Source organism: Helicobacter rappini (assembly GCF_900198625.1).
Lineage (GTDB): Bacteria > Campylobacterota > Campylobacteria > Campylobacterales > Helicobacteraceae > Helicobacter_A > Helicobacter_A rappini.
Map to the genome: position 1 here is coordinate 17,326 of NZ_FZPK01000023.1, position 20,735 is coordinate 38,060.

The window sequence follows — 20,735 nt, forward strand, 5'->3', positions numbered from 1 at the left end:
AAGATTCTCATTTTTTTATTAGAATCTCACTTTTATAATTCCATAATAATATTTAGGAATCACAAGGGGGATTTTATGCGGTTTCAAATCCAAGCAAAAGTTGGCAAGGCAAGGGCATGCAGCTTTACTCTAACGCACGGCAAGGTAGAGACGCCCATTTTCATGCCTGTTGGCACACAAGGCGTGATTAAGGGGCTAAACTCCCTTGATATTAAAAATATCTTGCAAACAAATCTCATTCTTGCAAACACCTATCATCTTTATCTTAGACCGGGCATAGAGACACTAAAAAAGGCGGGCGGGATACATAATTTTGCAAATTTTCATGGTAATTATTTGACCGATAGCGGTGGATTCCAAGCGTTTAGTTTGGGCGAAAATGTTAGACATGATGATTGCGGTATCGCTTTTAAATCACATATTGATGGAAGCAAGCATTTTTTTACCCCTGAAAAAGTGCTTGATATAGAATATGCGATAAACTCTGATATTATGATGATTTTAGATGATCTCGTGGGCTTACCAGCGACAAAAGAGCGACTTCTAGATTCTGTAAAACGCACGACAAAATGGGCGAAGCAGAGCATTCAATATCACAATATGCAGAAAGAAAAACATGATTTAAAGAATAAAATCTTTGCGATTATGCAAGGTGGCACAGATTATGAAATGCGTAAAAGAAGTGCAGCAGAGCTTACAGAACTTGGCTTTGATGGCTATGCAATAGGTGGCTTAGCCGTTGGTGAAAGTAGTCAAGAAATGTATGAATGCCTTGATTATGCCTGTGATTTTTTACCAGAGACAAAGCCTCGTTATCTTATGGGGGTTGGCACACCAGAGAATCTTTTGGAGGGCATTGATAGAGGAGTGGATATGTTTGATTGTGTTATGCCTACGCGTAATGCTAGAAATGCGAGTATTTTTACAAATCAAGGCAGACTAAATATCAAAAAAGCATGTTATAAGAATGATTTCACACCGCTTGATTCTAAGTGTCATTGCCTTACTTGTTTAAATTTTACACGGGCGTATTTACATCATTTATTCCGTGCAAATGAGATTACTTATCACAGCCTTGCAAGTATCCACAACCTGCATTTTTACATTACGCTTTTAAAAGATTCACGACAAGCAATAATAAATCAAACATGGCAGGAATTTAAAAAACAAAAATTAAGTGATTTTGGGCAGGTGGATTAGTTTGTAAATCTAATCTTAATTTGTGTAAATATAAACAATTAAAATCCAAATCATCTTTTTACACAAGTTCAACACCTAAAACTTATAACTATACGCAATGTAAGGGTTATAGTCTGCTACCAAGCCATCTTGCTCTACGCGTAACGATTGAGTTGGTAGGAATTTTACGCCGATTTCTATCCTATGATGATAGGCGATTAATGCACTAAATCCGCCTTGCACCATTACATTACCACTTGCTTTAAAGTTGCTTACTTCTTGTGATGATGGCGTAATAATGGGCGTTTGCATATCAAAATAGATAAATGCCCCAGCCCCAATACCAGCAAAAAATCCTAGTGTATTTTTATAATTTTTATCAATGAAAAAATCCACCATAATATCTAGCCCAAGACTTGCCATAAGAAAAGTGCCATCATAGGCATTTGCATCTGTGCGTATGGGCGAAAGATTGTCATTTGTAAAATCTAGGGCGAAATATCCACGCATACCTATGTATTCATCAAGGTAGCTGATAACTCCACCTCTAACGCCCATTCCCATGCTAAACACATAAGAGGGCTTATTATTCAGCAATCTTTGAGTGGGTATCATATTGAGTGCAACCATGACATACATGCCATTTCTCTCTTTATTTGCTTGTTTGAGTAGTGAGAGCTGTTTTGGCGTTTTTTCTGGTAAGCTAGTCTCTCTTTGCACAGAAATATTTGTTTGTTGTTGGGCGGTGCTTAGTGGTTGCAAATAATTAGCAGTATTATCTTTTGGAAAAGCATTAAAATCATTAGCACAGCATATACTAAAACTAAGGCAATATAATAGCTTTTTTATAGAATCCATTCTCTTACAAACCTTATACAAACGCATATTAAAGCAAACTTTCTTCATAGCTAATAATTCCATCTTTGAATAATTTTTGACTTTGTTTCTCTAGTGTCGGTATGCCTTGATAAAGAGATTCTATAAAGCTTTCATCTTCAAGCATCAAAGTTTTAGAATCTAACTTTTTATGAATGCTAAAATCAAATACTTCTTGCAATAAGATTCTCTTCCCATAGCCCTGTCCATAGCACTCATGACAGCCTTGTGCGTGAAATTTCCCTTGTATTTCTTCCTTACATGCAGGACAGAGTGTTTGTATTAATCTTTGAGAGATTATAAGCTTTAGTGTGGTTTGCAAAATGTATTCCTTTGCACCAAGATCATATAATCTAGCAAGGCTACTTTTACAATCACTTGAGTGGATACTTGCCATGACTAAATGCCCTGTCAAAGCCGCTCTCAAAGCAATATCTAATGTCGCATTGTCGCGTATTTCGCCTATCATAATAATATCTGGGTCTTGACGCAATATGTATTTTAATGCCTTTGCAAAGTCAAATGATAGCTCTTCATTGACTTGCGTTTGTGTGATGCCTTGTATTTCTTGCTCGATGGGGTCTTCTATTGTTATAATCTTTTTTGTGCCATTATGTAGGAATCTAAGGCAATTATAAAGCAGCGTGCTTTTGCCACTTCCTGTTGGACCGCTAATAAGGATAAGTCCGCTTTTTGTAAGCAAAGCTTTTTTTAGAATCTCCAAAATCTCTACTGATAATCCTAAAGTATCTAAGCTTTCAAATCGTTTATTTGCATGTGGGATACGCAATACAATGCTTTCACCTCGTAATGTCGGCATAAAAGATAATCGCACATCACAATCTCTCTTATCGTTTTTATAGATAAGATTCTCTAGCTTTAGATGTCCATCTTGTGGTAATCTCATTTCATTAATATCAAGTTTGCATAAAAGCTTTAGTTTCTGTGAGATTTTTGCAAATAATGTAGTATTTATATCCAAAAAATGCACCAAGATTCCATCAATGCGTAATAGACAGAAGGCTTTAGAATCTTGCAGGAATAAGTGAATATCGCTTGCCTGCATAGTAAGCCCAAAGCTAACTAAAGATTCTACAAAATTGCTTTGCAATTCATCTTTTTGACAATATTGTTGTAATTGTAAAGCAAGGCTTATTTCTTTTAGAAAGTCTTGTTTGCATAGATAAAAGATTAATTCTTCTTTATAGCTTTGTTGCAGTTTTTTTGTAAGTGTATCTCTATAACTCGCACTAAAAGGCTCATAAGGCAATACACCAAGTCTATATACAGAATCTGTGCTTTTATGCTTATCATAAAAAATTATATTTGGGAGATAGCTTTGTGGTATTTGTAAGGTTGCATGGATAATATGATAGCTACTTGATAATAGAGATAAATATCTATCGCTCAAGTCTTTTTGCATAAGATAAGATTCAAAGTAGGGGTGAGATTCTATAAATTTAGAAAAGATTATTGCTTTTTGCGTGGTGAGTAATGTATAAAGAGATTCTAAAAAATCTTTTTTGGCATTAGAATCTAGTGTATTAAAATAGTCTTGTGATTGAATATAGGGATTGGTGTGTAAAGATTCTGTGATAAGAGATTGTGTCATAACATTTGCCTATATTGCTTCTTTTAATTCTTATTTACAGATTCCATAAATAAAGGGTCTTTACATAAAAATTCTTCAAATAGATATTTATGCTCTTCTGGCAAAGCTTTAAAAATGGTATAGGCTAACTCTCGAATCTCTTTTAGTGCAGCCTTTGCAGTCCTTAGCTCTAAAAAGTTTTGCAAACTTCTAGCATTAATACTCCATGCTAATTCGCTCTTATAGCATTCAGGGATTAAATACTTTGCTACATCATTAGCAATGCCATCTTTTACTGCTAAACGCAGATTTTCTAAGGCTTTTATACTTTGGTCTTTTACTCTTTCATTGCTTGAAAGCATGATATATTTTTCTGCTCTTTTATAGTTTTCTTCACATAAGGGTAAAAAGCTTTCTTCTTTATTGAGTTCTTTTAGCGTATATCTTGTGCTTTTCACTGACAAGCTTGCTATTCTATGACGAGCTAATTCTTGCAGACATGCCCTTGTTATACCTTTAATCTCAAAGTTATAATATAAATGCTCTAGCGTAGATTTATGCTTATTTACATTTCCTACACGATATATTAAGCCTTTATCAATATCACCACCATTATCGCTTTTATTATGACTATCCCAACAGGTTCGTATCGCCCTGCTACAAACACTTAAAGGGGTAAAGTGTAGCAATGTTACTTGTATATTAGTTTGTGTGTGAATCTCTTTTGTTTCTAAACTCTCTTGTGCCATTACCACCCTTTTTTGTTGTCTTTTATCATGCTGTATTGATTATGTTTTAGAATATGATTTTAATGCGTTAAATTTTGTAAAAATCAGCGAAATTATAGCAAAAAATTGCCAAAAATAATGCGTTCATATTCTTGCTAGATTCTCACATTTGTGAGAAAAATTTCTAAAAGAAATTATTTTTTAAGTATAATCAAGCTTTATATTTAAACTATATTTGGACTAGAGGGCTTTGTATGTATTCGCATTTGTTTTATATCATCATGTGGGCAGTTTGCTTTGTGCTTGTTATACCTGTGCTTATTGTGGGCGTTATCTATGTATTTATGAGTAATAAGCCACCAAAGAAAGTTGAAAATACAATGCAAATCATGTTTAATATCATAAAAGGCGCACAGACAAAAGCCGCATTTACCGCTTCACTGGAGCAGTTTAAGGGCAAATATGGTGTGTTAGCTGATGAGAAAAACTTTGATTTATGGATTCAGTGTATTAAAGAATTAGCAAATTCAACACATTGGGATACAGATGCGATAGCAAAGTTTGGACAAGAATTAGAAGATAAAAATGCAGCACATGCAAAGAAAATAGCCGTAGCCATAGCCACAGTGCTTAAAACAAAAGATCAGAAAAAATAAGATTCTAAGAGTAGATATGAATAAACTAGCAATTTATCCGGGGACATTTGACCCACTTACAAACGGACATTTAGATATTATCAAACGCAGTAGCAAAATGTTTCAACAAGTAGTAGTCGCAGTAGCAAGCTCTGAAAGCAAGAATCCGCTTTATAGCTTAGAGCAAAGAGAGAAAATGATAAACCTTGCATTAGAAGAACACAAAGATGAGATTCCAAATGTAAGCTGCATTACCTTTAGTAATCTACTTGCAAGTTTAGCTGCTGATATGAAAGCAAAGGTGATTATAAGGGGATTACGCGTAGTGAGTGATTTTGAGTATGAATTGCAAATGGGCTATGCAAATGCCTCGCTGAATGACTCGCTTGATACAATATATTTTATGCCAACATTGCAGAATGCTTTCATTAGCTCATCAATTGTGCGTAGCATTATCGTGCATGGTGGTAAGTTTAGCCATCTTGTGCCAGAAAGCATTCATTCCTATATACAGCAATTACACACAAAAGAGTTATAATGAAGTATTATGTAATTGAGGGCATTGATACAAGTGGCAAAACAACACAATGTAATCTCATAAAGCAAAACTACCCTTGCGTGAGTTTAGAAAACTATAAAGATTCCATAAAAGATTCTATCATCGTATTAAATGAGCCCGGCAGCACATATCTTGGGAATCTTGTAAGAAAGATTCTACTAGATAGCCAAACACAGATAAATGAAAAAAGCTCATTTTTACTCTTTTTAGCTCAAAGGGCTGAACTCTTTTTGCAACTAAAAAATATATCAAATACAATCATTGCTGATAGAAGCCTTATCTCTGGTGTAGCCTATGCTAGAGCGATTGATATGCGTGAAGCATTGAATCTTAATCTCTTTGCAACGGGGGGAATCCTGCCACAAAAAATAGTCTTTTTAGAAACTTCAAAAGACACGCTAAAAAGCCGCCTTAATGCAAAAAGCCTTGATAATATAGAGCAAAAAGGCATACAATACCTACTTGACACGCAAAGCTACTTTAAAGAGATATTAGCGTATTTACAAGATGAAAACTTTATAGAATCTAACCCCAACATAAAAAAGCCAGATATTTTAACACTAGATTCTGCCATGCCTAAAGAAGATATACACAAAAGAATTTGCAGCTTTTTTGGAATCTAGATGTATTGCTCAATGTGTGGAAAGCTTACATGGCACATTATATGCAAAGAGTGTTTAAAACATTTAGAATACATAGATTCTAAGCGAGTGCTTGATAATGGAGTAAAAGTTTTTAGTAGCTTTGCTTTTAGTGAGTTAAAACTACTACTAGCAAGTAAGAATAACATTATTGGTAGTAGAATTTTCAAACGACTAGGTGTTTATGCGTTATCAAATTTTTTTGAAAGATATAAAGATTTAGCCAAATTAAAGAAGCAAGAAGTAGCCATTCTATCTATACGCAATAAGACTATTGGTATGTATTCTCATAGTGCGATTTTAGCACAATGTTTTAAAACATACGGATTCAAAGTCTTTCATAACGCCTTAATTATAGGTAATAATAGCCATTTCTCTCATCTTACAAAAGAAGAGAGACGGACGCTTGGTAGAAACTTTTCATTTCATTTTAAGCATGATTATTTAGCTGTGATTCTAGTTGATGATATTATAACCACAGGGCAAACTCTACTTGAAGCAAGTGATATTGTTAAGCAAAATAGCTACACACCACTCTTTGCATGGACACTTTGTGATTCTAGGTATTAGATCATAGATTTAACTTTGATATTAAAATATTGTATAATAACTTTTACACATAAAAACTAGAGTAATTGCAAAAGGATATGTATGCAAGCCATCGTTTTAGCAGCAGGGTTTGGCTCAAGACTTAAGCCAATGACCCTAAATAAGCCCAAACCGCTTTTAGAGATCCGCGGGAAAAGCATTTTAGAAAATATGATTTCTATCTTAAGAAAAGGTGGGGTGCAAGATATTATCGTTGTAACAGGCTATAAGAATCATTTGTTTGATTCTCTATCAAAAAAGCTTAATTTTGAAAAAGTCGTATTTGATGACTATGCGACTTGTAATAGCTCTCAATCGCTTTTATATGTAAAGCATAGAATCCAAAAAGGCACAATCATCTTAAATGGTGATTTATATATTACAGAGGATTTTTGCAGATTCTTTAAAAGTGGGGTATCGCAATTTTTAGCACAAAAGATTCCAGATAATACGACTGCGTGGGGCTATATTGTTGATGAAAATTATAGAATCTTAGATATTGATACAAATGCGACAAGTGGCTATGGAGATGGTATTGCATATTTTGATAATACGCAGGATATTGAAGTTTTTAAAGAAAAATTAGAGCAATGCGATAGTGATGAATATTGGGAATATGCGGTGTTAAGAAGTTTAGATTCTATAAATTATTATGCCTTTCCTTGTGATACTTTATACACAGAGATTGATAGCTTTGCTGATGCGCTTTATCACAAACTTTTAACGCCAGAAGAGATTGCGATTCAGTGTGCTGACGATAAAAAGGCAGTGCGTTTAGCAGGTATTACAAATATTAATTATCTCATTACATTTCAAGGCAAACAAAAAGTGATAAGAATCCCGGGCAGTGGGACAGAAAATGTGATTGACAGACAAGGTGAGCGAAGCATTTTAGAGCTTATAGAAAATCTAGATATTACACCTAAGAGTGAATTTTATGGTAGTGGCATAAAAATGAGTGATTTTTTATGCGATTATAAAAGCTTAGAAAAAGCCCAAATCACAGAAAAAGTATTAGAAAAACTCCTTGATTCACTCTTAAAACTTCACAGCATACCACACAAAGATAATACAGAGTATAAGTCCATAAAACTCTACAATGAGATTCTAAAATATGAGAAATTAGCAAAAATCGCACTCACAACGCCAAAAGAGCATAAATATGTCATCGAAGTGGCAAGAAAGCTTGACAATGGGGGGGGGGGGGTCTTATGCCATAGAGATTTGCAATTACCCAATATCCTTTTTAATGGAAGTGAGATAAAACTCATTGATTTTGAATATGCTGGCTTTAGCTGCATTGAATGGGAGTTTGGGAATCTAGTCGCAGAGTTAGAACTCACTCAAGCACAAATAGAGCATATCATACACTACTACAATAAAAATAACTGCAATAAAAACAACTCCAATAAAAATAGTTTGCAAACACTTACCTTTCAAAGTGTGATTGAAGGCTCACTTATGGCAAACTATATCTGGGCGTTATGGGGGTGGATTTATAATCGCATTGATTTAGGAAGAGATTATCTTTTTAGATTCCAAAACAATCTTACTTTATTACAGAATCTTGCGAAAAATAAGTCTTTGGGAGTATGATATGGGGAGAATAAGCGGACATATTTTAGCTTTTAGTAGCGTGTTTTTTTGGTCAGCCCTTTATGTTTCTGTGAAGATTCTACTAGATTATTTATCGCCTTTTGAATTGCTTATTTTACAATTTGTATTTGGCTATATTATGCTATTTATGATGAAGCCGACTTTTCTTAGAATCTCACTCAAAGAAGAAGTAATGTTTGCCATTGCGGGCTTATGTGGCATTAGTATTTATAATCTATTTTTAAATCTTGCCATAGAGCAAACCTATGCTTCAAATGTGAGTGTCATCATCGCTACCGCCCCACTTTTCACAGGTATTTTTGCCTTTATGCTTAGGATTGAAAAGCCTTATAGAAATTTTTTTATAGGCTTTATGCTGTGTATCATAGGCATTATTTTGCTTAGTTATGGCGATGGTGAAGCGGTAGGATTTAATCCATTTGGCGATATGTTGGCTTTAATCTCGGCTATTGGCTGGGGTGCGTATTCTGTGGCGATTGTTAGCATTATGGATAGGGGATATAATATCATCATTGCGACAAGAAAGATAGTGTTTTATGGAATCTTATTTTTAATCCCGGGCTTTTTTATATTTGATTTTAAGCCGCAATGGCACGAACTTTTAGAACCTATGGTAGCATTTAATTTCATTTTTATTGTGCTTTTTCCATCAGCCCTTTGCTTTTTAATGTGGAACAAGGCGACTTTGCTTATCGGTGCGATTAAGACAAATATTTATGTGTATCTTACGCCCATTATTACGATTATCGTGGCGATGATAGCCATTGATGAGCGACTTGGATTCTATGGAATCATAGGGGTTATTTTAACGCTTTGCGGTGTTATTATTGGTGAGTGTAGGAATAAGAGAGTATAGTGTATTCTAATTTCAAGCATTTGATTGAATCTAAAACTACATGCTTACATACAAGCTAAACTTAAAGCATTTTAGCAGATTGCTACAATGCTTTCTAACCTTTCAACTTTTGCTGGTCTTTAAGGTAATTAAAAAGTAATTCGCTATATCCAAAGCTACCACTCAAATTCTCTGAAAGCTGCTCTTTAAACATAGCATTATAAATATCACTACCGGGTTGTTTAGGATACAATGGATTATCAAGGTTTAATGCTGTATCAAGCAGGGTTTTAATAAAGATTGCCTCAAATTTATCAGTTTGTTCTCGCAATGCCTTATCACTCTCAAGCGTCTTGCCATCAACCTTTGCTTTTAAATCCTTGATTAAGCCACTCTCTTTTGATTGTGCTAATGAACTCATAGTGCTAGTCGTATCAAGTTTCATAATGTCTCCTTACATTTAATGTAAATAAAGTCAAGCAAAATAGATTCCCAAACCACACAACACAATCATTGTAGCAAAAAATAAAAAAGATAAAACACAAAAGTTTTATTTTTGTATTTATTGCATTATAATTGTGTAAAAGTTTAGACAAGGAAGTAGAATGCTGCAAAAGATTCTCATATTTTTTTATATTGCCTTTTCTCTTCATGCTTTTGCTAATGATAATGTTTCTATACTAAAAAGCTATATTGCTAGTGAATATAAACGCATATATCCAGAACTCACCATAGAATCTATATCGCTTGTTACTCGAAATACACTCGATCTTTATGCAGTGAGCATTGTATCAAAACAGCTAAATACAACAAAAAGTGCGAATGGCTATCTCACTTTGCAGTATAGACAGAATGGAAAAGTCTTGCAAGATTCTATACGCTATAGTATAAATGGTTCTATACAGATTCACACCGCCACAGAGAGTATTCGAGCAGGTAGCAACATAACCACAAATAGCTTTATGACTAAAACGCAGGACTTCTCATCACTCGCCCTAATCCCTGCTAGTAGATATGAGATACTGCAGTCAAGTGCAAAAGTCTATATCCCAGTCAATACCATAATCTATCGTAATAAACTTGCTAAAAGAATGCTTGTGTCTAAAGATTCTAATGTCAAAATTATATTCCGTGATAATGGCATTGAAGCAAGTGCAAGCGGCAGAGCATTAGAAAATGGCGTGCAAGGCGATACTATTAAGATTGAAAATCTTGAAAGCAAACGCACAATCAATGCAAAAGTCATAGCTGAAAATGTCGTGCAGATATATTAGTCTTTTGGCAATACACAAAGCCCTGCGTCAAGATTCTTACAAGCTATTAATAGCATAATGTTTGCGTGTTGTGAAACAATAATGAAACTACGCATTACATAACCCCATATAAGCACATATTTTATGAAATATCACACAAAAATCAAATTATTATAGCTTTTAGCGACTATTTTACACCCTGTAAGTCAGCACTCCAACTATAAGATCTAGATTTAAGAATCTTATATTTATTTCCACTTAACTACAAGCATTCTGCATACGAAACACCTATGAGAATATCCATTACACATAAAAAATATAACATTATGGAAAAAATGAAATATATTCTATGGATTACTTTTTTAAAACGCAAATGTTATTAACTTTATTTTTTTGTTGTAGAAACAGATTAGTATTTAAAGGAAAAATATGCGAGAAATTGTGGTAGTGGCAGCTAAAAGGACTGCTATTGGTTCATTTTTAGGCACACTGAAAAACACTTCTGCAAGGGATATGGCGACTACACTTTGCAAGGCTTTGATTAAAGATTTAAACATAGAGCATAGCCATATAGATGAGCTGATTTTAGGCAATGTTTTGCAAGCGCACAAGGGCAGAATCTAGCAAGGCAGGTGCTTTTAAATAGTGGCATTCCACTTGATAAAACCGCTTTTGTTGTCAATATGGTTTGTGGGTCTGGATTAAAGGCTATCCAGCTAGGATAGGATTCTATAAAGCTTGGATATTCAAATATGATTCTTAGCGGTGGTGTTGAGAACATGTCTTTATCGCCATTTTTATTAGAAAATGTAAGAAATGGTTATAGAATGGGGCATCAGCAAACAAGTGATAGCATGATAAAAGATGGGCTTTGGTGTGCTATTAACGACTATCGCATGGGGATTACTGCGGAAAATTTAGCTAAGAAATATAATATCTCAAGGTAGGAGCAAGATGAATATGCTCTGCAATCGCAATTAAGGGCAGCTAAGGCTATCAGTGAGGGAAGATTTAAAGATGAGATTCTGCCCTTAAATGTGTATGATAGAAAAAAAAGAGATAATCTTCAGTGAAGATGAATTTGTGCGAAAAGATTGTAATATAGAATCTTTGTCAAAGTTAAAACCCGCATTTGATAAAAATGGTAGCGTTACAGCGGGTAATTCATCAGGTATTAATGATGCTGGGGCTATGCTTGTATTATGCGAAAAAGAGAGAGCAAAAGAGTTAAATCTGCCTATATTAGCGAATATAAAAGGCTTTGCAAGTGTAGGTGTAGATTCTACAATTATGGGTATAGGTGCGGCTTTTGCGGCTAAAAAAGTCCTGCAACAACAAAAACTTACTATCAATGATATGGATATTATTGAAGCAAATGAAGCCTTTGCAGCACAAAGCCTAGCAACAACGAAAGAGTTAAACGCGGATATAAATAAAGTAAATATTAATGGTGGTGCAATCGCATTAGGACATCCAATAGGTGCGAGTGGGGCTAGAATCTTAATTAGCCTTATTTATGCGTTAAGAGCAAATAAGAAGAATTTAGGATTAGCTACCTTATGTATCGGCGGTGGACAGGGCATTGCATGTGTGGTTGAGATAGTATGGTGGATATGGGAGAATGTAATGAATAAAATAATTGATAACCTAGATATAGCATTTAAGCAGCTTAAAGATGGCGATACACTTTTAGTCGGTGGTTTTGGATTATGTGGCATACCAGAATATAGCATCGCAAAGATAAAAGAGTTAGGGATAAAAAATCTTGTCGTTGTGAGTAATAATTGCGGTGTTGATGATTTTGGTTTAGGTATATTACTGCATGATAGACAGATTAAAACTATTATTGCTTCTTATGTTGGTGAGAATAAAACTTTTGAAAAGCAATTTATAAGTGGTGAGCTAGAAGTGATACTCACCCCGCAAGGCACTTTAGCAGAACAGCTTAGGGCAGGTGGAGCAGGTATTGCCGCATTCTATACCCCAACAGGTGTTGGCACTTTAGTAGCGGAAAATAAAGAGCATAAAGACTTTAATGGTAAAACCTATATATTAGAGCATGCTATCACGGGGGATTTTGCCTTAGTAAAAGCACAAAAGGCAGATAAATATGGGAATCTAATCTTTAATAAAACCGCTAGAAATTTTAATCCTTTATGTGCTATGGCGGGTAAAACTACAATAGCAGAAGTAGAAGAAATAGTCGATGAGATTAGCCCAGATAGCATACATTTAAGCGGTATTTATGTAGATTTTGTTTATAAGGGAAATAATTTTGAAAAAAGAATGGAAAAAGTTATTACAAGAAAGGATTCATAATGTCAAAAGAAATCATTGTAAAAAGAGCGGCAAAAGAAGTTAAAGATGGTATGTATATTAACCTTGGCATAGGTATCCCCACACTTATTGCTGATGAGATAGAAAAAATGGAATTAGAAGTTTTTTACAATCAGAAAATGGGCTTTTGGGTATTGGAGCATATCCTACAATAGATGAAGTTTGTGCGGATTTGATTAATGCGGGAAAAGAGACTGTTACAGCAGTAAAAGGGGCTAGCTTCTTTGGATAGTGCAGAGAGTTTTGCCATGATACACGGAGGGCATATTGACTTAGCAATTCTAGGTGCTATGGAAGTATCTCAAAATGGAGATTTAGCAAATTACATGATACCGGGTAAATTGGTAAAAGGTATGTGTGGGGCTATGGATTTAGTCAGCGGGGCAAAAAGCATCGTTGTTGTTATGGAGCATACAAATAAATATGGCGAAAGTAAGCTTAAAAAAGCATGCACGCTGCCCTTAACTGGTAAAAATGTAGTCAATAAACTTATTACAGAACTTGGCGTATTTGAGTTTAAAAATGGGAGTATGAAGCTTGTTGAATTAATGGAAGGCGTAAGTTTAGGAGAAGTCAAAGAAAAGACTGAAGCTAGTTTTGAAGTGTGCCTAGGAGGTTAATATGCTAAGAGATTTTACTAAATTTTGTGTAAATCTTGCATCGCGTTGGTTGCCTGATTCCTTTGTGCTTGTTGCTATACTCACTGTGTTTGCTTTCTTAGCTGTGCTAGGATTTACAGAGCAGACTTCTTTACGCATTATTCAAAATTGGGGGAATGGCGTGTGGAGTTTGCTTGCATTTTCTATGCAAATGGCATTAATTTTAGTGCTAGGACAAGCCTTAGCGAGTGCAAAAATCATTTCAAATATTTTGCAAAGATTAGCAGATATTCCAAAAAACTATTTTAGTGCGATTGTTATGGTGAGTTTGCTTGGTATGTTAGCAAATATCATAAATTGGGGTTTTGGATTGGTCATTTCGGCAATTTTTGCTAAAGAGATTGCAAAAAAGGTTGATAATGTAGATTATAGATTGCTTATTGCAGCGGCTTATTCTGGCTTTGTGGTATGGCATGGTGGATTATCTGGGTCTATTCCTTTGACCTTAGCAAGTGGTGGGGAGGCATTAGCAAAAAGTACTGCTGGAATCTTAACAGAAAGCATTCCTACTTCAATGACTATTTTTTCAACATACAATCTTATTATACTGGGAATTGTTATTTGCGTTTTGCCATTTTTACTTGCGACTATTCATCTCGCAAAAAATGAAGTCATAGTGATAGATAAAAAGCTTTTAGAAAAAGAAAATAAAGAAGTGGAAATGATAGACCATAAGCATGATAAAACACTTGCTGTATATCTTGAGAATAGCTTTTTAGTGAGTTTATCTATTAGCCTTATTGGGTTTATCTATATTGCTAATCATTTTGCAAAAGGCGGTGGTTTAAGCCTTGATATTTTAAATATGATTTTTCTGTTTCTTGGAATCTTATTACATAAAAAGCCATCTTCCTATATAAAAGCGATTAATGAATCAGCAAAAAACGCAGCTGGTATTTTACTGCAATTTCCATTTTATGCCGGAATTATCGGCATGATGGTAGGGACCGCAGAGAATGGCGGACAAAGCCTCGCTAGTATGCTATCTCACTTTTTTATTAGCATTGCTAACGCAGATACTTTTGCAGTGTTTTCTTTCTTAAGTGCCGGATTTGTAAATATCCTTGTGCCATCTGGTGGTGGACAATGGGCTGTCCAAGCCCCAGTTATGATACCTGCTGGGCTGAAACTAGGCATCGATCCTTCAGTTACTGCTATGGCTATCGCATGGGGTGATGCATGGACTAATATGATACAACCTTTTTGGGCATTACCTGCTCTTGCTATTGCCGGACTTGGTGCAAAAGACATTATGGGATATTGTGTTATAACTCTCTCATTTACAGGCGTGGTCATTAGTTGTGGATTTTTCTTTTTGACTTAGATTTAGTCGAACATTTTGCATTGTCTTGTAGGCAATATGCTTTAAAACTTTATGGAGACTATTTTCTGGCTAGAGTCTCTGGTGTGGAAAAAATATGGTGAGTAATACACGCTTGAAAATATATCCATAGAGAAATCAATTTTATCTGTTAATTATGAATTATAATTTTCCTCTTAGTTTTTTAGACAACCTATTTAATCGTCTAAAAAATGTTTTATTTAACTTCTTATTTAATCTCTCGATCTCTAGCTGACAATCGCTCATGTATCCATAAATGAAAGGATGGACCAAGTGCATCGGCTTTGGCGTGATTTTATAGCCTAATGCCTCAAAGATTTCTGCTTTACCCTTATGAACATACAACATTATGTTTTGTCTATACCAATGTGCAATTTTTGTATTTTCCCACACCTTTGGACGCACAATATCGAAACATACATAGTCATATTTTTTAAAAATGTCTGCCCAATAGGCTGGTGGTTGCTCATTGACATGATGTGTGCCACCTTGATGGGGAATTGCTGCGGAAAAAAGAATAATATCAGATAGGGAAGTTAGAGTACGAACAAAATTTTCTGCATATTCTGCGTATAAATGCTCGGCAACCTCTAAGGATTGTGCGATACTAAAGGGTTTGCCCCCCCCCCCCCATTGTCTCATCAAGCGTATCGCTATTTGTGTCATTTGTATTTTGCGTATTAGTTTTAATATCTGCATTTTTACAATGCTCTAAAACCTCGCTTACTATCGCATTAGAATCTGCAGTCAAATCTATTCTATGAAAAAAATTGTATGGAATGAAAAAGCGTTCGCCCTCCACACTATTGCCATCAATACCACAAATGCTAATATTGCCATATTTTTCCTGCCATGCCCTAAGCCATGTGCCAACACCACAACCAACATCAATGACACTCGTTACACCATCGCTTAAGTTCGGCAATAACTCTGCAATAGAATCAAGTGTTGCTTTTGCAGATTTGTAACTCTCATTTCCTTGATCGCCATACCACTCTGCATTATAGGTTGCCATCATCTCGACACTACTCATTTTGTTATCCATATTCTTTTCCCCTAATAAATACGCGTTACGCTGCTTGGCTAAGCTTTTTTACCGCACTATTTAGTCGGCTTACTTTTCGTGCGGCTGTGTTTTTCTTTAAGATTCCCTTGCTTACAAACTTGTGGATCTCTTTGTTTGCGATTTTGAAAGCTTCATTTGCTTTGTCAAGGTCTTTACTTGCTACTGCTTCACGCACTGCTTTTGTGATGTTTTTAAGTCGTGTGCGATAATATCTATTGCGTTCTGTCCTTTTCTCTGTTTGACGAATGCGTTTTTCTGCTGACTTATGATTTGCCATGTTTTTCCTTTTAAATAAAATAACAAAAATTAAAAGCCTTAATTTTAACATAAAATCTTTAAAGTATGTTAAAATTTTATGATTTATTGCATTAAGGAAAGAAGTATATGAAGATTTTTGGCACAGATGGCGTGAGGGGTAAGGCTGGTGTGGATATTACCGCTATGGTTGCGTTGCGGCTTGGCATTGCTGCTGGATTGTATTTCCAAAGAGATTCTATTGGGAATAGAATCCTTGTTGGCAAGGATACAAGGCGAAGCGGCTATATGGTTGAAAATGCGCTTGTATCCGGGCTTACTGCCGTTGGTATGGATGTGATACAAGTAGGTCCTATGCCAACACCCGCTATTGCGTTTTTGACTGAAGATATGCGTTGTGATGCGGGCATTATGATTAGTGCTAGTCATAATCCCTACTTTGATAATGGCATTAAATTCTTTGATAAATATGGCTTTAAACTCGATGAGACAAAAGAACAAGAGATAGAATCTTTATATCATAGCAAGGACTTAGAGAGACATTATAAAATCGGCACAGAGATTGGTGCAAGCAAAAGGATTGATGATGTAATCGGTCGCTATATCGTGCATATTAAAAACTCTTTTCCTAAGCATTTAACTTTGCAAGGGGTAAGAATCGTGCTTGATTGTGCGAATGGTGCGGCATATAAGGTCGCTCCTAGCGTGTTTGAAGAGCTTGGTGCTGATGTGATTGTGCTAAGTGATTCTCCAAATGGCTCAAATATTAATGAAAACTGCGGGGCAATGCACCCAAATGTATTAGCCGATGAGGTAAAAAGGCTTCGTGCGGATATTGGCTTTGGGCTTGATGGTGATGCGGATAGATTGATAGTGATTGATAATGAAGGTAATTTAGTCGATGGAGATAAGCTAATCGGGGCATTAGCTCTCTATCAAAAAAAGAAAAAGTTGCTACATAATAATGGCATAGTAGCGACACTTATGAGTAATATCGCGCTAGAGACTTTCTTAAGAGTGCATGATATTAAGCTAGAGCGATGCAATGTCGGCGATAAATATGTATTACAAGCAATGCTTAAATGTGGCTTTAACTTTGGTGGGGAACAAAGCGGACATATCATCTTTTCAGACTTTGCAAAAACGGGCGATGGCTTAGTCTCTGCCCTGCAAGTAGCAGCCCTTGTGCTAGAGAGTAATAAGACAAGCAAAGATGCACTAAATCCTTTCGCCCTTGCACCACAAAAGCAAAGTAATCTTCAAATAAAGCAAAAATTACCACTAGATTCCATACAAGGCTTAAATGAGATTCTAAAAGAGATAGAATCTCATAAAATCCGCCATCTAGTCCGCTACTCTGGCACAGAGAATAAAATCCGCATTCTACTTGAGGGCAATGATGAAGCAAAACTTGAATCTTATAATGCTAAGTTGCAAGAACTTTTTTTAAAAACTCTATGCTAAAGCATGTCAAAACAAGGAAGCATAATGTCTAGGCTTTTAATATCTCTATTTTTTACATTTTTTTCTATTGCACTAGCCGCTACAAAAGACAATAAACTTGCAACAGATTCTACTAACTTAGCCTGTTTTAAGGAACAATGCAAAGGCGGTATTTGTATCTATATATGTAATATTAGCGACATTGATTTTAATCGTTATATTATAGAATCTAGCGAGATTGAATACGCTTATGCTACATGGCTAGAGCTTACAAAAATGGAGTATTTACCGCAGACTTTACCAAATGAAAACTATGAATATATAGACGAACAAACCACTATAAAATACGCTTGGAAAACTAAAGATAGACTAGAGATTGGCTTTTATGAAAGAGAGAATCTTGTAGGCAGTCTGCATATCTATAAAAGTGATAAATTTATTGTAATTGATGATGGATTGCACTCTATCATAAATTATTAGGGAATCTTATATGCTTAAAACACCGCTTGTTATCATGCCACACTCTCTCACACAATATACAAATATGTCTTATGATACATATAGCGGAAATATCACGCATGAAGATATAGAATCTATCAAGCATTTTTTAGAGACTGATACAAAAGAGCTATTAATTTTTATCGGTGGATTCTGTGATACTTATTATAAAGTGGTGTGGAGGGCATTTTGTGAGAGCTTGTTTTCACAAAGAAAAAAAGAGAAGCAATATAGTATGCTTTATATGAGTTTTAATTGCTATGCGTTTTTGCTTGATTTTCTACCAAAGCTAAGTGGGGCAGGATACAATATCTCTGTGATAGCACATAGCTGGGGTGCGAAAAATATCTTGCGTTGCTGTTTAGATTCTAATGCGATTTATTTAAAGAATCTTATAACACTTGATTGTGTAGGACACTTTAAAATCACTCATCGTCCAAAACATATAGAATCTTGGGAAAATATCTATATCGCTAATCATTTCGAACACTACAATCGTGCAAATATCGCCGCTATAATCGGTGGTGCAAAACAAGAAATCATCTATGCAGATATAAACACAGGTATAGCCCCACCAGCCCATCATGCAAGCGTGCCTACAATGCTACATAATGCCAAACTTATAAGGTTGTGGTGATGATTGCTCTCAAACATATTACTTAAGCTAGAAACTAAGTCATGAACGCAGACTGCATTTGCTTACACTCACAAAAACTTAGCAAGAAATCTAATTTCTAAGCCTTATTAGCGGATACAATACAAGCAACAGAATCTAGTTTATTACCACCTTAGATTCTATACCATACACAACACGCTATTTACAATATGTCCTATCATGTGTGCTTAGTTTTTCTTTTGCATCTGTTATATCAGATTCTATTTGTATTTTTAGATCGTTAAGGTTTAAAAACTTTTTATTATCACGCAAATAGGCTACAAAAAAGATCGTAATTACTTCATTATGCTTTGTGTTTATAGTTTCATTAATAATATGGGTTTCAATACAGAATCTCTCATCAGTGCTGAAGCGATTGCCAACAAATGATACTGCGTTATAAAGCATGCCATTATAATAAGCAAAGGTGGCATATACGCCATGTTTTGGCACGAAATAAAGCGTATTTTTCATATTAATAGTAGGATAGAGTTCCTTGCTGCCTATGCCTTGCCCCTTTATAATGCGTCCTTTGATATGATAGAATCGCTCAAGCATAGCATTTGCGTTTTGTATCTCGCCTTGTTTTAAAAGGTCTTTAATAATGCTTGTATGCAATGGTATATTGAGATAAGTTTGTGGGGCTATAATCTTTATTTGGACTTCAGCTTTACCCATGCGTTTTAATAGTCCATATAAATCACTTGCATGACTCATTCTATCCTTGCCAAAGTGAAAATCATAGCCTATGACAATACACTTCAAATGTGGCATAACCATAAAAAGTAATTGCAAAAACTGCATAGAATCCCATGACTTAATACTCTCAAATCGAAGACGAAAAAAGGGGATATGCGTATATTTTGTCCGCTCTTTTGGCGGGGTTATAAATGGGGGCTTGACTGAAGCAATGCTTAGGGCACAGCCATTTGTCCCCACAAGTCCTAGTAGATATTTATGTGCTTTGTGCATACCATCAAATTTGCCAATAGCTACCCGCTCATAAGGTAGCTTAGAATTGACAAAAGATAAAAAACTCTTCATTACCTTCCTTTCCTGCTAAGAGTGATTTCTCTACAAAAATATAGAGTGCGTTTTTAGCTTTTAGTAATGCTAGAAAAGATTCTAAACATACTAAGATTATTTTCGTGTCTTTGATTACACCTTTTTTATTGCGTTTTGCTTGTATGCCGACTTCATATTGTGGTTTGTATAAAAGTAGCATGGTTTTTGAGAGATTAAGAAGGGATTCTAAAATATTCTCTAGCGAGATAAAGCTCACATCGCATACTAAAAAATCAAATAGATTCTCTTTCAAGGCTCTATGTTTAGAATCTTTTATGCGTTCTAGAATCTTTTCTTTATAGATATGAAAATCTTGTGAAAAGATTCTAATATCTACATTTTCAATCGATACAATTTCATCTCTTTTGGATAGATTAGAATCTAGTTGTAAGCTACCAATATCTTGTGCGACTATAAGCTTTGGCTTATAAGTGAGTAGCACTTGACTAAATCCCCCAGCACTTGCTCCAACATCAAGGATAATAGAATCTTTTATGAGTAAAGGAAGTATTTCTTTTAGGCTTGTTGTGATATGAGTTTTTAGGCTAGATTCCATATTGTGTTTTATAGAATCATGGGCTTTTTGCCATATAACTAAATCTTTTGTGAAATGAGATAGAAAGCTATTTTCTTTTGTTAAAAGCAGGGGGTTATAGAATACAGAATAATAGGCTTGAGATTGCGTATTATGTAAAAATCTTTGCAGTTTTAATGCTGCCCTACTACAAAAAATCTCACTTTCTATAAAAAAGTCCTGCTTTATGCTTATAGAATCTGTATCGCTTATATTAAAAGCTGGTTTTAAGATAATTTTGCCATTTATGCTAACTTGGGCTTGTTTTATAAGCTCGAGAGCTTTTTGCCTTGTGATATGCGTATATTTTTGTGTGATAAAGCAATCAAGTCGCATAAA

General features: G+C 35.0%; 22 protein-coding genes and 2 pseudogenes. 15 read left to right on the forward strand and 9 right to left on the reverse strand.

Annotation, left to right across the window (positions count from 1 at the left end; translation table 11 throughout):
- Positions 1 to 75: 75 nt before the first annotated feature.
- A complete protein-coding gene (gene tgt / locus C6H17_RS05955; RefSeq protein WP_005217541.1) occupies positions 76 to 1,200 on the forward strand; it encodes a tRNA guanosine(34) transglycosylase Tgt in 1,125 nt (374 codons plus the stop codon).
- A gap of 75 nt (positions 1,201 to 1,275) precedes the next feature.
- Here the strand turns inward: tgt and C6H17_RS05960 are convergent, their stop codons facing one another.
- The 3 genes from C6H17_RS05960 to thyX are packed head-to-tail and all read right to left on the reverse strand — an operon-like array spanning position 1,276 to position 4,395.
- On the reverse strand, positions 1,276 to 2,085 hold the full coding sequence (locus tag C6H17_RS05960; protein WP_020995402.1) for an outer membrane beta-barrel protein: 810 nt from the start codon (positions 2,083 to 2,085) through the stop codon (positions 1,276 to 1,278).
- On the reverse strand, positions 2,066 to 3,667 hold the full coding sequence (locus C6H17_RS05965) for a GspE/PulE family protein (protein WP_005217537.1): 1,602 nt from the start codon (positions 3,665 to 3,667) through the stop codon (positions 2,066 to 2,068). The genes C6H17_RS05960 and C6H17_RS05965 overlap by 20 nt, the downstream gene beginning before the upstream one ends.
- A gap of 23 nt (positions 3,668 to 3,690) precedes the next feature.
- Entirely contained in the window at positions 3,691 to 4,395 is a 705-nt protein-coding gene (gene thyX, locus C6H17_RS05970) for an FAD-dependent thymidylate synthase (protein WP_005217536.1), read from the reverse strand.
- Positions 4,396 to 4,628: 233 nt separating this feature from the next.
- Here thyX and C6H17_RS05975 point away from each other — a divergent pair, with 233 nt between their 5' ends.
- The 6 genes from C6H17_RS05975 (at position 4,629) to C6H17_RS06000 (ending at position 9,270) form a co-directional block, all read left to right on the forward strand.
- Positions 4,629 to 5,030, forward strand: coding sequence for a hypothetical protein (locus C6H17_RS05975; RefSeq protein ID WP_005217535.1), 402 nt, complete (start codon positions 4,629 to 4,631; stop codon positions 5,028 to 5,030).
- 16 nt (positions 5,031 to 5,046) lie between these two features.
- On the forward strand, positions 5,047 to 5,547 hold the full coding sequence (gene coaD / locus C6H17_RS05980) for a pantetheine-phosphate adenylyltransferase (RefSeq protein WP_005217534.1): 501 nt from the start codon (positions 5,047 to 5,049) through the stop codon (positions 5,545 to 5,547).
- Positions 5,547 to 6,191 carry a dTMP kinase gene (tmk, locus tag C6H17_RS05985; RefSeq protein ID WP_005217533.1) on the forward strand — a complete coding sequence of 215 codons (645 nt, stop codon included), beginning with the start codon at positions 5,547 to 5,549 and terminating at the stop codon, positions 6,189 to 6,191. The genes coaD and tmk overlap by 1 nt, the downstream gene beginning before the upstream one ends.
- Positions 6,192 to 6,779 (forward strand): ComF family protein, encoded by a 588-nt coding sequence (locus C6H17_RS05990; protein ID WP_020995401.1) that lies wholly within the window; start codon positions 6,192 to 6,194, stop codon positions 6,777 to 6,779. It abuts the gene before it with no gap.
- A gap of 81 nt (positions 6,780 to 6,860) precedes the next feature.
- Positions 6,861 to 8,393 carry a sugar phosphate nucleotidyltransferase gene (locus tag C6H17_RS05995; protein ID WP_020995400.1) on the forward strand — a complete coding sequence of 511 codons (1,533 nt, stop codon included), beginning with the start codon at positions 6,861 to 6,863 and terminating at the stop codon, positions 8,391 to 8,393.
- A 1-nt stretch (position 8,394) separates the two neighbouring features.
- On the forward strand, positions 8,395 to 9,270 hold the full coding sequence (locus C6H17_RS06000) for a DMT family transporter (RefSeq protein WP_020995399.1): 876 nt from the start codon (positions 8,395 to 8,397) through the stop codon (positions 9,268 to 9,270).
- A gap of 94 nt (positions 9,271 to 9,364) precedes the next feature.
- On the opposite strand, the gene C6H17_RS06005 is transcribed toward C6H17_RS06000, so the two are convergent.
- A complete protein-coding gene (locus tag C6H17_RS06005; protein ID WP_004084473.1) occupies positions 9,365 to 9,694 on the reverse strand; it encodes a hypothetical protein in 330 nt (109 codons plus the stop codon).
- Between the two features lie 160 nt (positions 9,695 to 9,854).
- On the opposite strand from C6H17_RS06005, the gene flgA reads away from it, so the two are divergent.
- The 5 genes and pseudogenes from flgA to C6H17_RS06040 all read left to right on the forward strand — a co-directional run bounded on the left by flgA (position 9,855) and on the right by C6H17_RS06040 (position 14,822).
- Entirely contained in the window at positions 9,855 to 10,523 is a 669-nt protein-coding gene (flgA, locus tag C6H17_RS06010; RefSeq protein WP_020995398.1) for a flagellar basal body P-ring formation chaperone FlgA, read from the forward strand.
- A gap of 408 nt (positions 10,524 to 10,931) precedes the next feature.
- A pseudogene (locus tag C6H17_RS06025) lies at positions 10,932 to 12,101 on the forward strand (thiolase family protein); the annotation flags it as partial.
- 27 nt (positions 12,102 to 12,128) lie between these two features.
- Complete coding sequence (locus C6H17_RS06030; RefSeq protein ID WP_040462664.1) at positions 12,129 to 12,821, forward strand: CoA transferase subunit A; 693 nt, start codon at positions 12,129 to 12,131, stop codon at positions 12,819 to 12,821.
- A pseudogene (locus C6H17_RS06035) lies at positions 12,821 to 13,459 on the forward strand (3-oxoacid CoA-transferase subunit B). Before C6H17_RS06030 ends, C6H17_RS06035 begins: the two are co-directional and overlap by 1 nt.
- Before the next feature lies 1 nt (position 13,460).
- Complete coding sequence (locus C6H17_RS06040; RefSeq protein ID WP_005217513.1) at positions 13,461 to 14,822, forward strand: short-chain fatty acid transporter; 1,362 nt, start codon at positions 13,461 to 13,463, stop codon at positions 14,820 to 14,822.
- Between the two features lie 159 nt (positions 14,823 to 14,981).
- On the opposite strand, the gene C6H17_RS06045 is transcribed toward C6H17_RS06040, so the two are convergent.
- The 3 genes from C6H17_RS06045 to rpsT are packed head-to-tail and all read right to left on the reverse strand — an operon-like array spanning position 14,982 to position 16,183.
- Entirely contained in the window at positions 14,982 to 15,506 is a 525-nt protein-coding gene (locus C6H17_RS06045) for a hypothetical protein (RefSeq protein WP_020995396.1), read from the reverse strand.
- A complete protein-coding gene (locus C6H17_RS06050) occupies positions 15,448 to 15,873 on the reverse strand; it encodes a class I SAM-dependent methyltransferase (RefSeq protein ID WP_148374283.1) in 426 nt (141 codons plus the stop codon). The genes C6H17_RS06045 and C6H17_RS06050 overlap by 59 nt, the downstream gene beginning before the upstream one ends.
- A 37-nt stretch (positions 15,874 to 15,910) precedes the next feature.
- The gene (gene rpsT, locus C6H17_RS06055) at positions 15,911 to 16,183 is read right to left on the reverse strand and encodes a 30S ribosomal protein S20 (protein WP_005217510.1); all 273 of its coding nucleotides are present in this window, start codon (positions 16,181 to 16,183) and stop codon (positions 15,911 to 15,913) included.
- A gap of 107 nt (positions 16,184 to 16,290) precedes the next feature.
- On the opposite strand from rpsT, the gene glmM reads away from it, so the two are divergent.
- Genes glmM through C6H17_RS06070 form a run of 3 tightly spaced genes read left to right on the forward strand, consistent with a single transcriptional unit; the run spans position 16,291 to position 18,739 of the window.
- Positions 16,291 to 17,625 carry a phosphoglucosamine mutase gene (gene glmM, locus C6H17_RS06060; RefSeq protein ID WP_005217509.1) on the forward strand — a complete coding sequence of 445 codons (1,335 nt, stop codon included), beginning with the start codon at positions 16,291 to 16,293 and terminating at the stop codon, positions 17,623 to 17,625.
- 24 nt (positions 17,626 to 17,649) lie between these two features.
- Positions 17,650 to 18,084: a hypothetical protein gene (locus tag C6H17_RS06065; protein WP_020995395.1), complete on the forward strand. Its 435-nt coding sequence runs from the start codon at positions 17,650 to 17,652 to the stop codon at positions 18,082 to 18,084.
- A 10-nt stretch (positions 18,085 to 18,094) separates the two neighbouring features.
- Positions 18,095 to 18,739, forward strand: a complete 645-nt coding sequence (locus C6H17_RS06070; RefSeq protein WP_005217507.1) for a hypothetical protein — start codon at positions 18,095 to 18,097, stop codon at positions 18,737 to 18,739.
- 177 nt (positions 18,740 to 18,916) lie between these two features.
- Here the strand turns inward: C6H17_RS06070 and C6H17_RS06075 are convergent, their stop codons facing one another.
- Both C6H17_RS06075 and C6H17_RS06080 read right to left on the reverse strand, forming a co-directional pair.
- Entirely contained in the window at positions 18,917 to 19,801 is an 885-nt protein-coding gene (locus C6H17_RS06075; protein ID WP_005217505.1) for a bifunctional riboflavin kinase/FAD synthetase, read from the reverse strand.
- A complete protein-coding gene (locus tag C6H17_RS06080) occupies positions 19,770 to 20,732 on the reverse strand; it encodes an SAM-dependent methyltransferase (protein ID WP_005217503.1) in 963 nt (320 codons plus the stop codon). The genes C6H17_RS06075 and C6H17_RS06080 overlap by 32 nt, the downstream gene beginning before the upstream one ends.
- Positions 20,733 to 20,735: the final 3 nt, after the last annotated feature.

Excerpts from the sequence above, each read along its gene's own strand:
- tgt (WP_005217541.1), top strand. The coding sequence starts at position 76 with ATGCGGTTTCAAATCCAAGCAAAAGTTGGCAAGGCAAGGGCATGCAGC.
- C6H17_RS05960 (WP_020995402.1), bottom strand. The coding sequence starts at position 2,085 with ATGAAGAAAGTTTGCTTTAATATGCGTTTGTATAAGGTTTGTAAGAGA.
- C6H17_RS05965 (WP_005217537.1), bottom strand. The coding sequence starts at position 3,667 with ATGACACAATCTCTTATCACAGAATCTTTACACACCAATCCCTATATT.
- thyX (WP_005217536.1), bottom strand. The coding sequence starts at position 4,395 with ATGGCACAAGAGAGTTTAGAAACAAAAGAGATTCACACACAAACTAAT.
- C6H17_RS05975 (WP_005217535.1), top strand. The coding sequence starts at position 4,629 with ATGTATTCGCATTTGTTTTATATCATCATGTGGGCAGTTTGCTTTGTG.
- coaD (WP_005217534.1), top strand. The coding sequence starts at position 5,047 with ATGAATAAACTAGCAATTTATCCGGGGACATTTGACCCACTTACAAAC.
- tmk (WP_005217533.1), top strand. The coding sequence starts at position 5,547 with ATGAAGTATTATGTAATTGAGGGCATTGATACAAGTGGCAAAACAACA.
- C6H17_RS05990 (WP_020995401.1), top strand. The coding sequence starts at position 6,192 with ATGTATTGCTCAATGTGTGGAAAGCTTACATGGCACATTATATGCAAA.
- C6H17_RS05995 (WP_020995400.1), top strand. The coding sequence starts at position 6,861 with ATGCAAGCCATCGTTTTAGCAGCAGGGTTTGGCTCAAGACTTAAGCCA.
- C6H17_RS06000 (WP_020995399.1), top strand. The coding sequence starts at position 8,395 with ATGGGGAGAATAAGCGGACATATTTTAGCTTTTAGTAGCGTGTTTTTT.
- C6H17_RS06005 (WP_004084473.1), bottom strand. The coding sequence starts at position 9,694 with ATGAAACTTGATACGACTAGCACTATGAGTTCATTAGCACAATCAAAA.
- flgA (WP_020995398.1), top strand. The coding sequence starts at position 9,855 with ATGCTGCAAAAGATTCTCATATTTTTTTATATTGCCTTTTCTCTTCAT.
- C6H17_RS06030 (WP_040462664.1), top strand. The coding sequence starts at position 12,129 with ATGAATAAAATAATTGATAACCTAGATATAGCATTTAAGCAGCTTAAA.
- C6H17_RS06040 (WP_005217513.1), top strand. The coding sequence starts at position 13,461 with ATGCTAAGAGATTTTACTAAATTTTGTGTAAATCTTGCATCGCGTTGG.
- C6H17_RS06045 (WP_020995396.1), bottom strand. The coding sequence starts at position 15,506 with ATGACACAAATAGCGATACGCTTGATGAGACAATGGGGGGGGGGGGGC.
- C6H17_RS06050 (WP_148374283.1), bottom strand. The coding sequence starts at position 15,873 with ATGAGTAGTGTCGAGATGATGGCAACCTATAATGCAGAGTGGTATGGC.
- rpsT (WP_005217510.1), bottom strand. The coding sequence starts at position 16,183 with ATGGCAAATCATAAGTCAGCAGAAAAACGCATTCGTCAAACAGAGAAA.
- glmM (WP_005217509.1), top strand. The coding sequence starts at position 16,291 with ATGAAGATTTTTGGCACAGATGGCGTGAGGGGTAAGGCTGGTGTGGAT.
- C6H17_RS06065 (WP_020995395.1), top strand. The coding sequence starts at position 17,650 with ATGTCTAGGCTTTTAATATCTCTATTTTTTACATTTTTTTCTATTGCA.
- C6H17_RS06070 (WP_005217507.1), top strand. The coding sequence starts at position 18,095 with ATGCTTAAAACACCGCTTGTTATCATGCCACACTCTCTCACACAATAT.
- C6H17_RS06075 (WP_005217505.1), bottom strand. The coding sequence starts at position 19,801 with ATGAAGAGTTTTTTATCTTTTGTCAATTCTAAGCTACCTTATGAGCGG.
- C6H17_RS06080 (WP_005217503.1), bottom strand. The coding sequence starts at position 20,732 with ATGCGACTTGATTGCTTTATCACACAAAAATATACGCATATCACAAGG.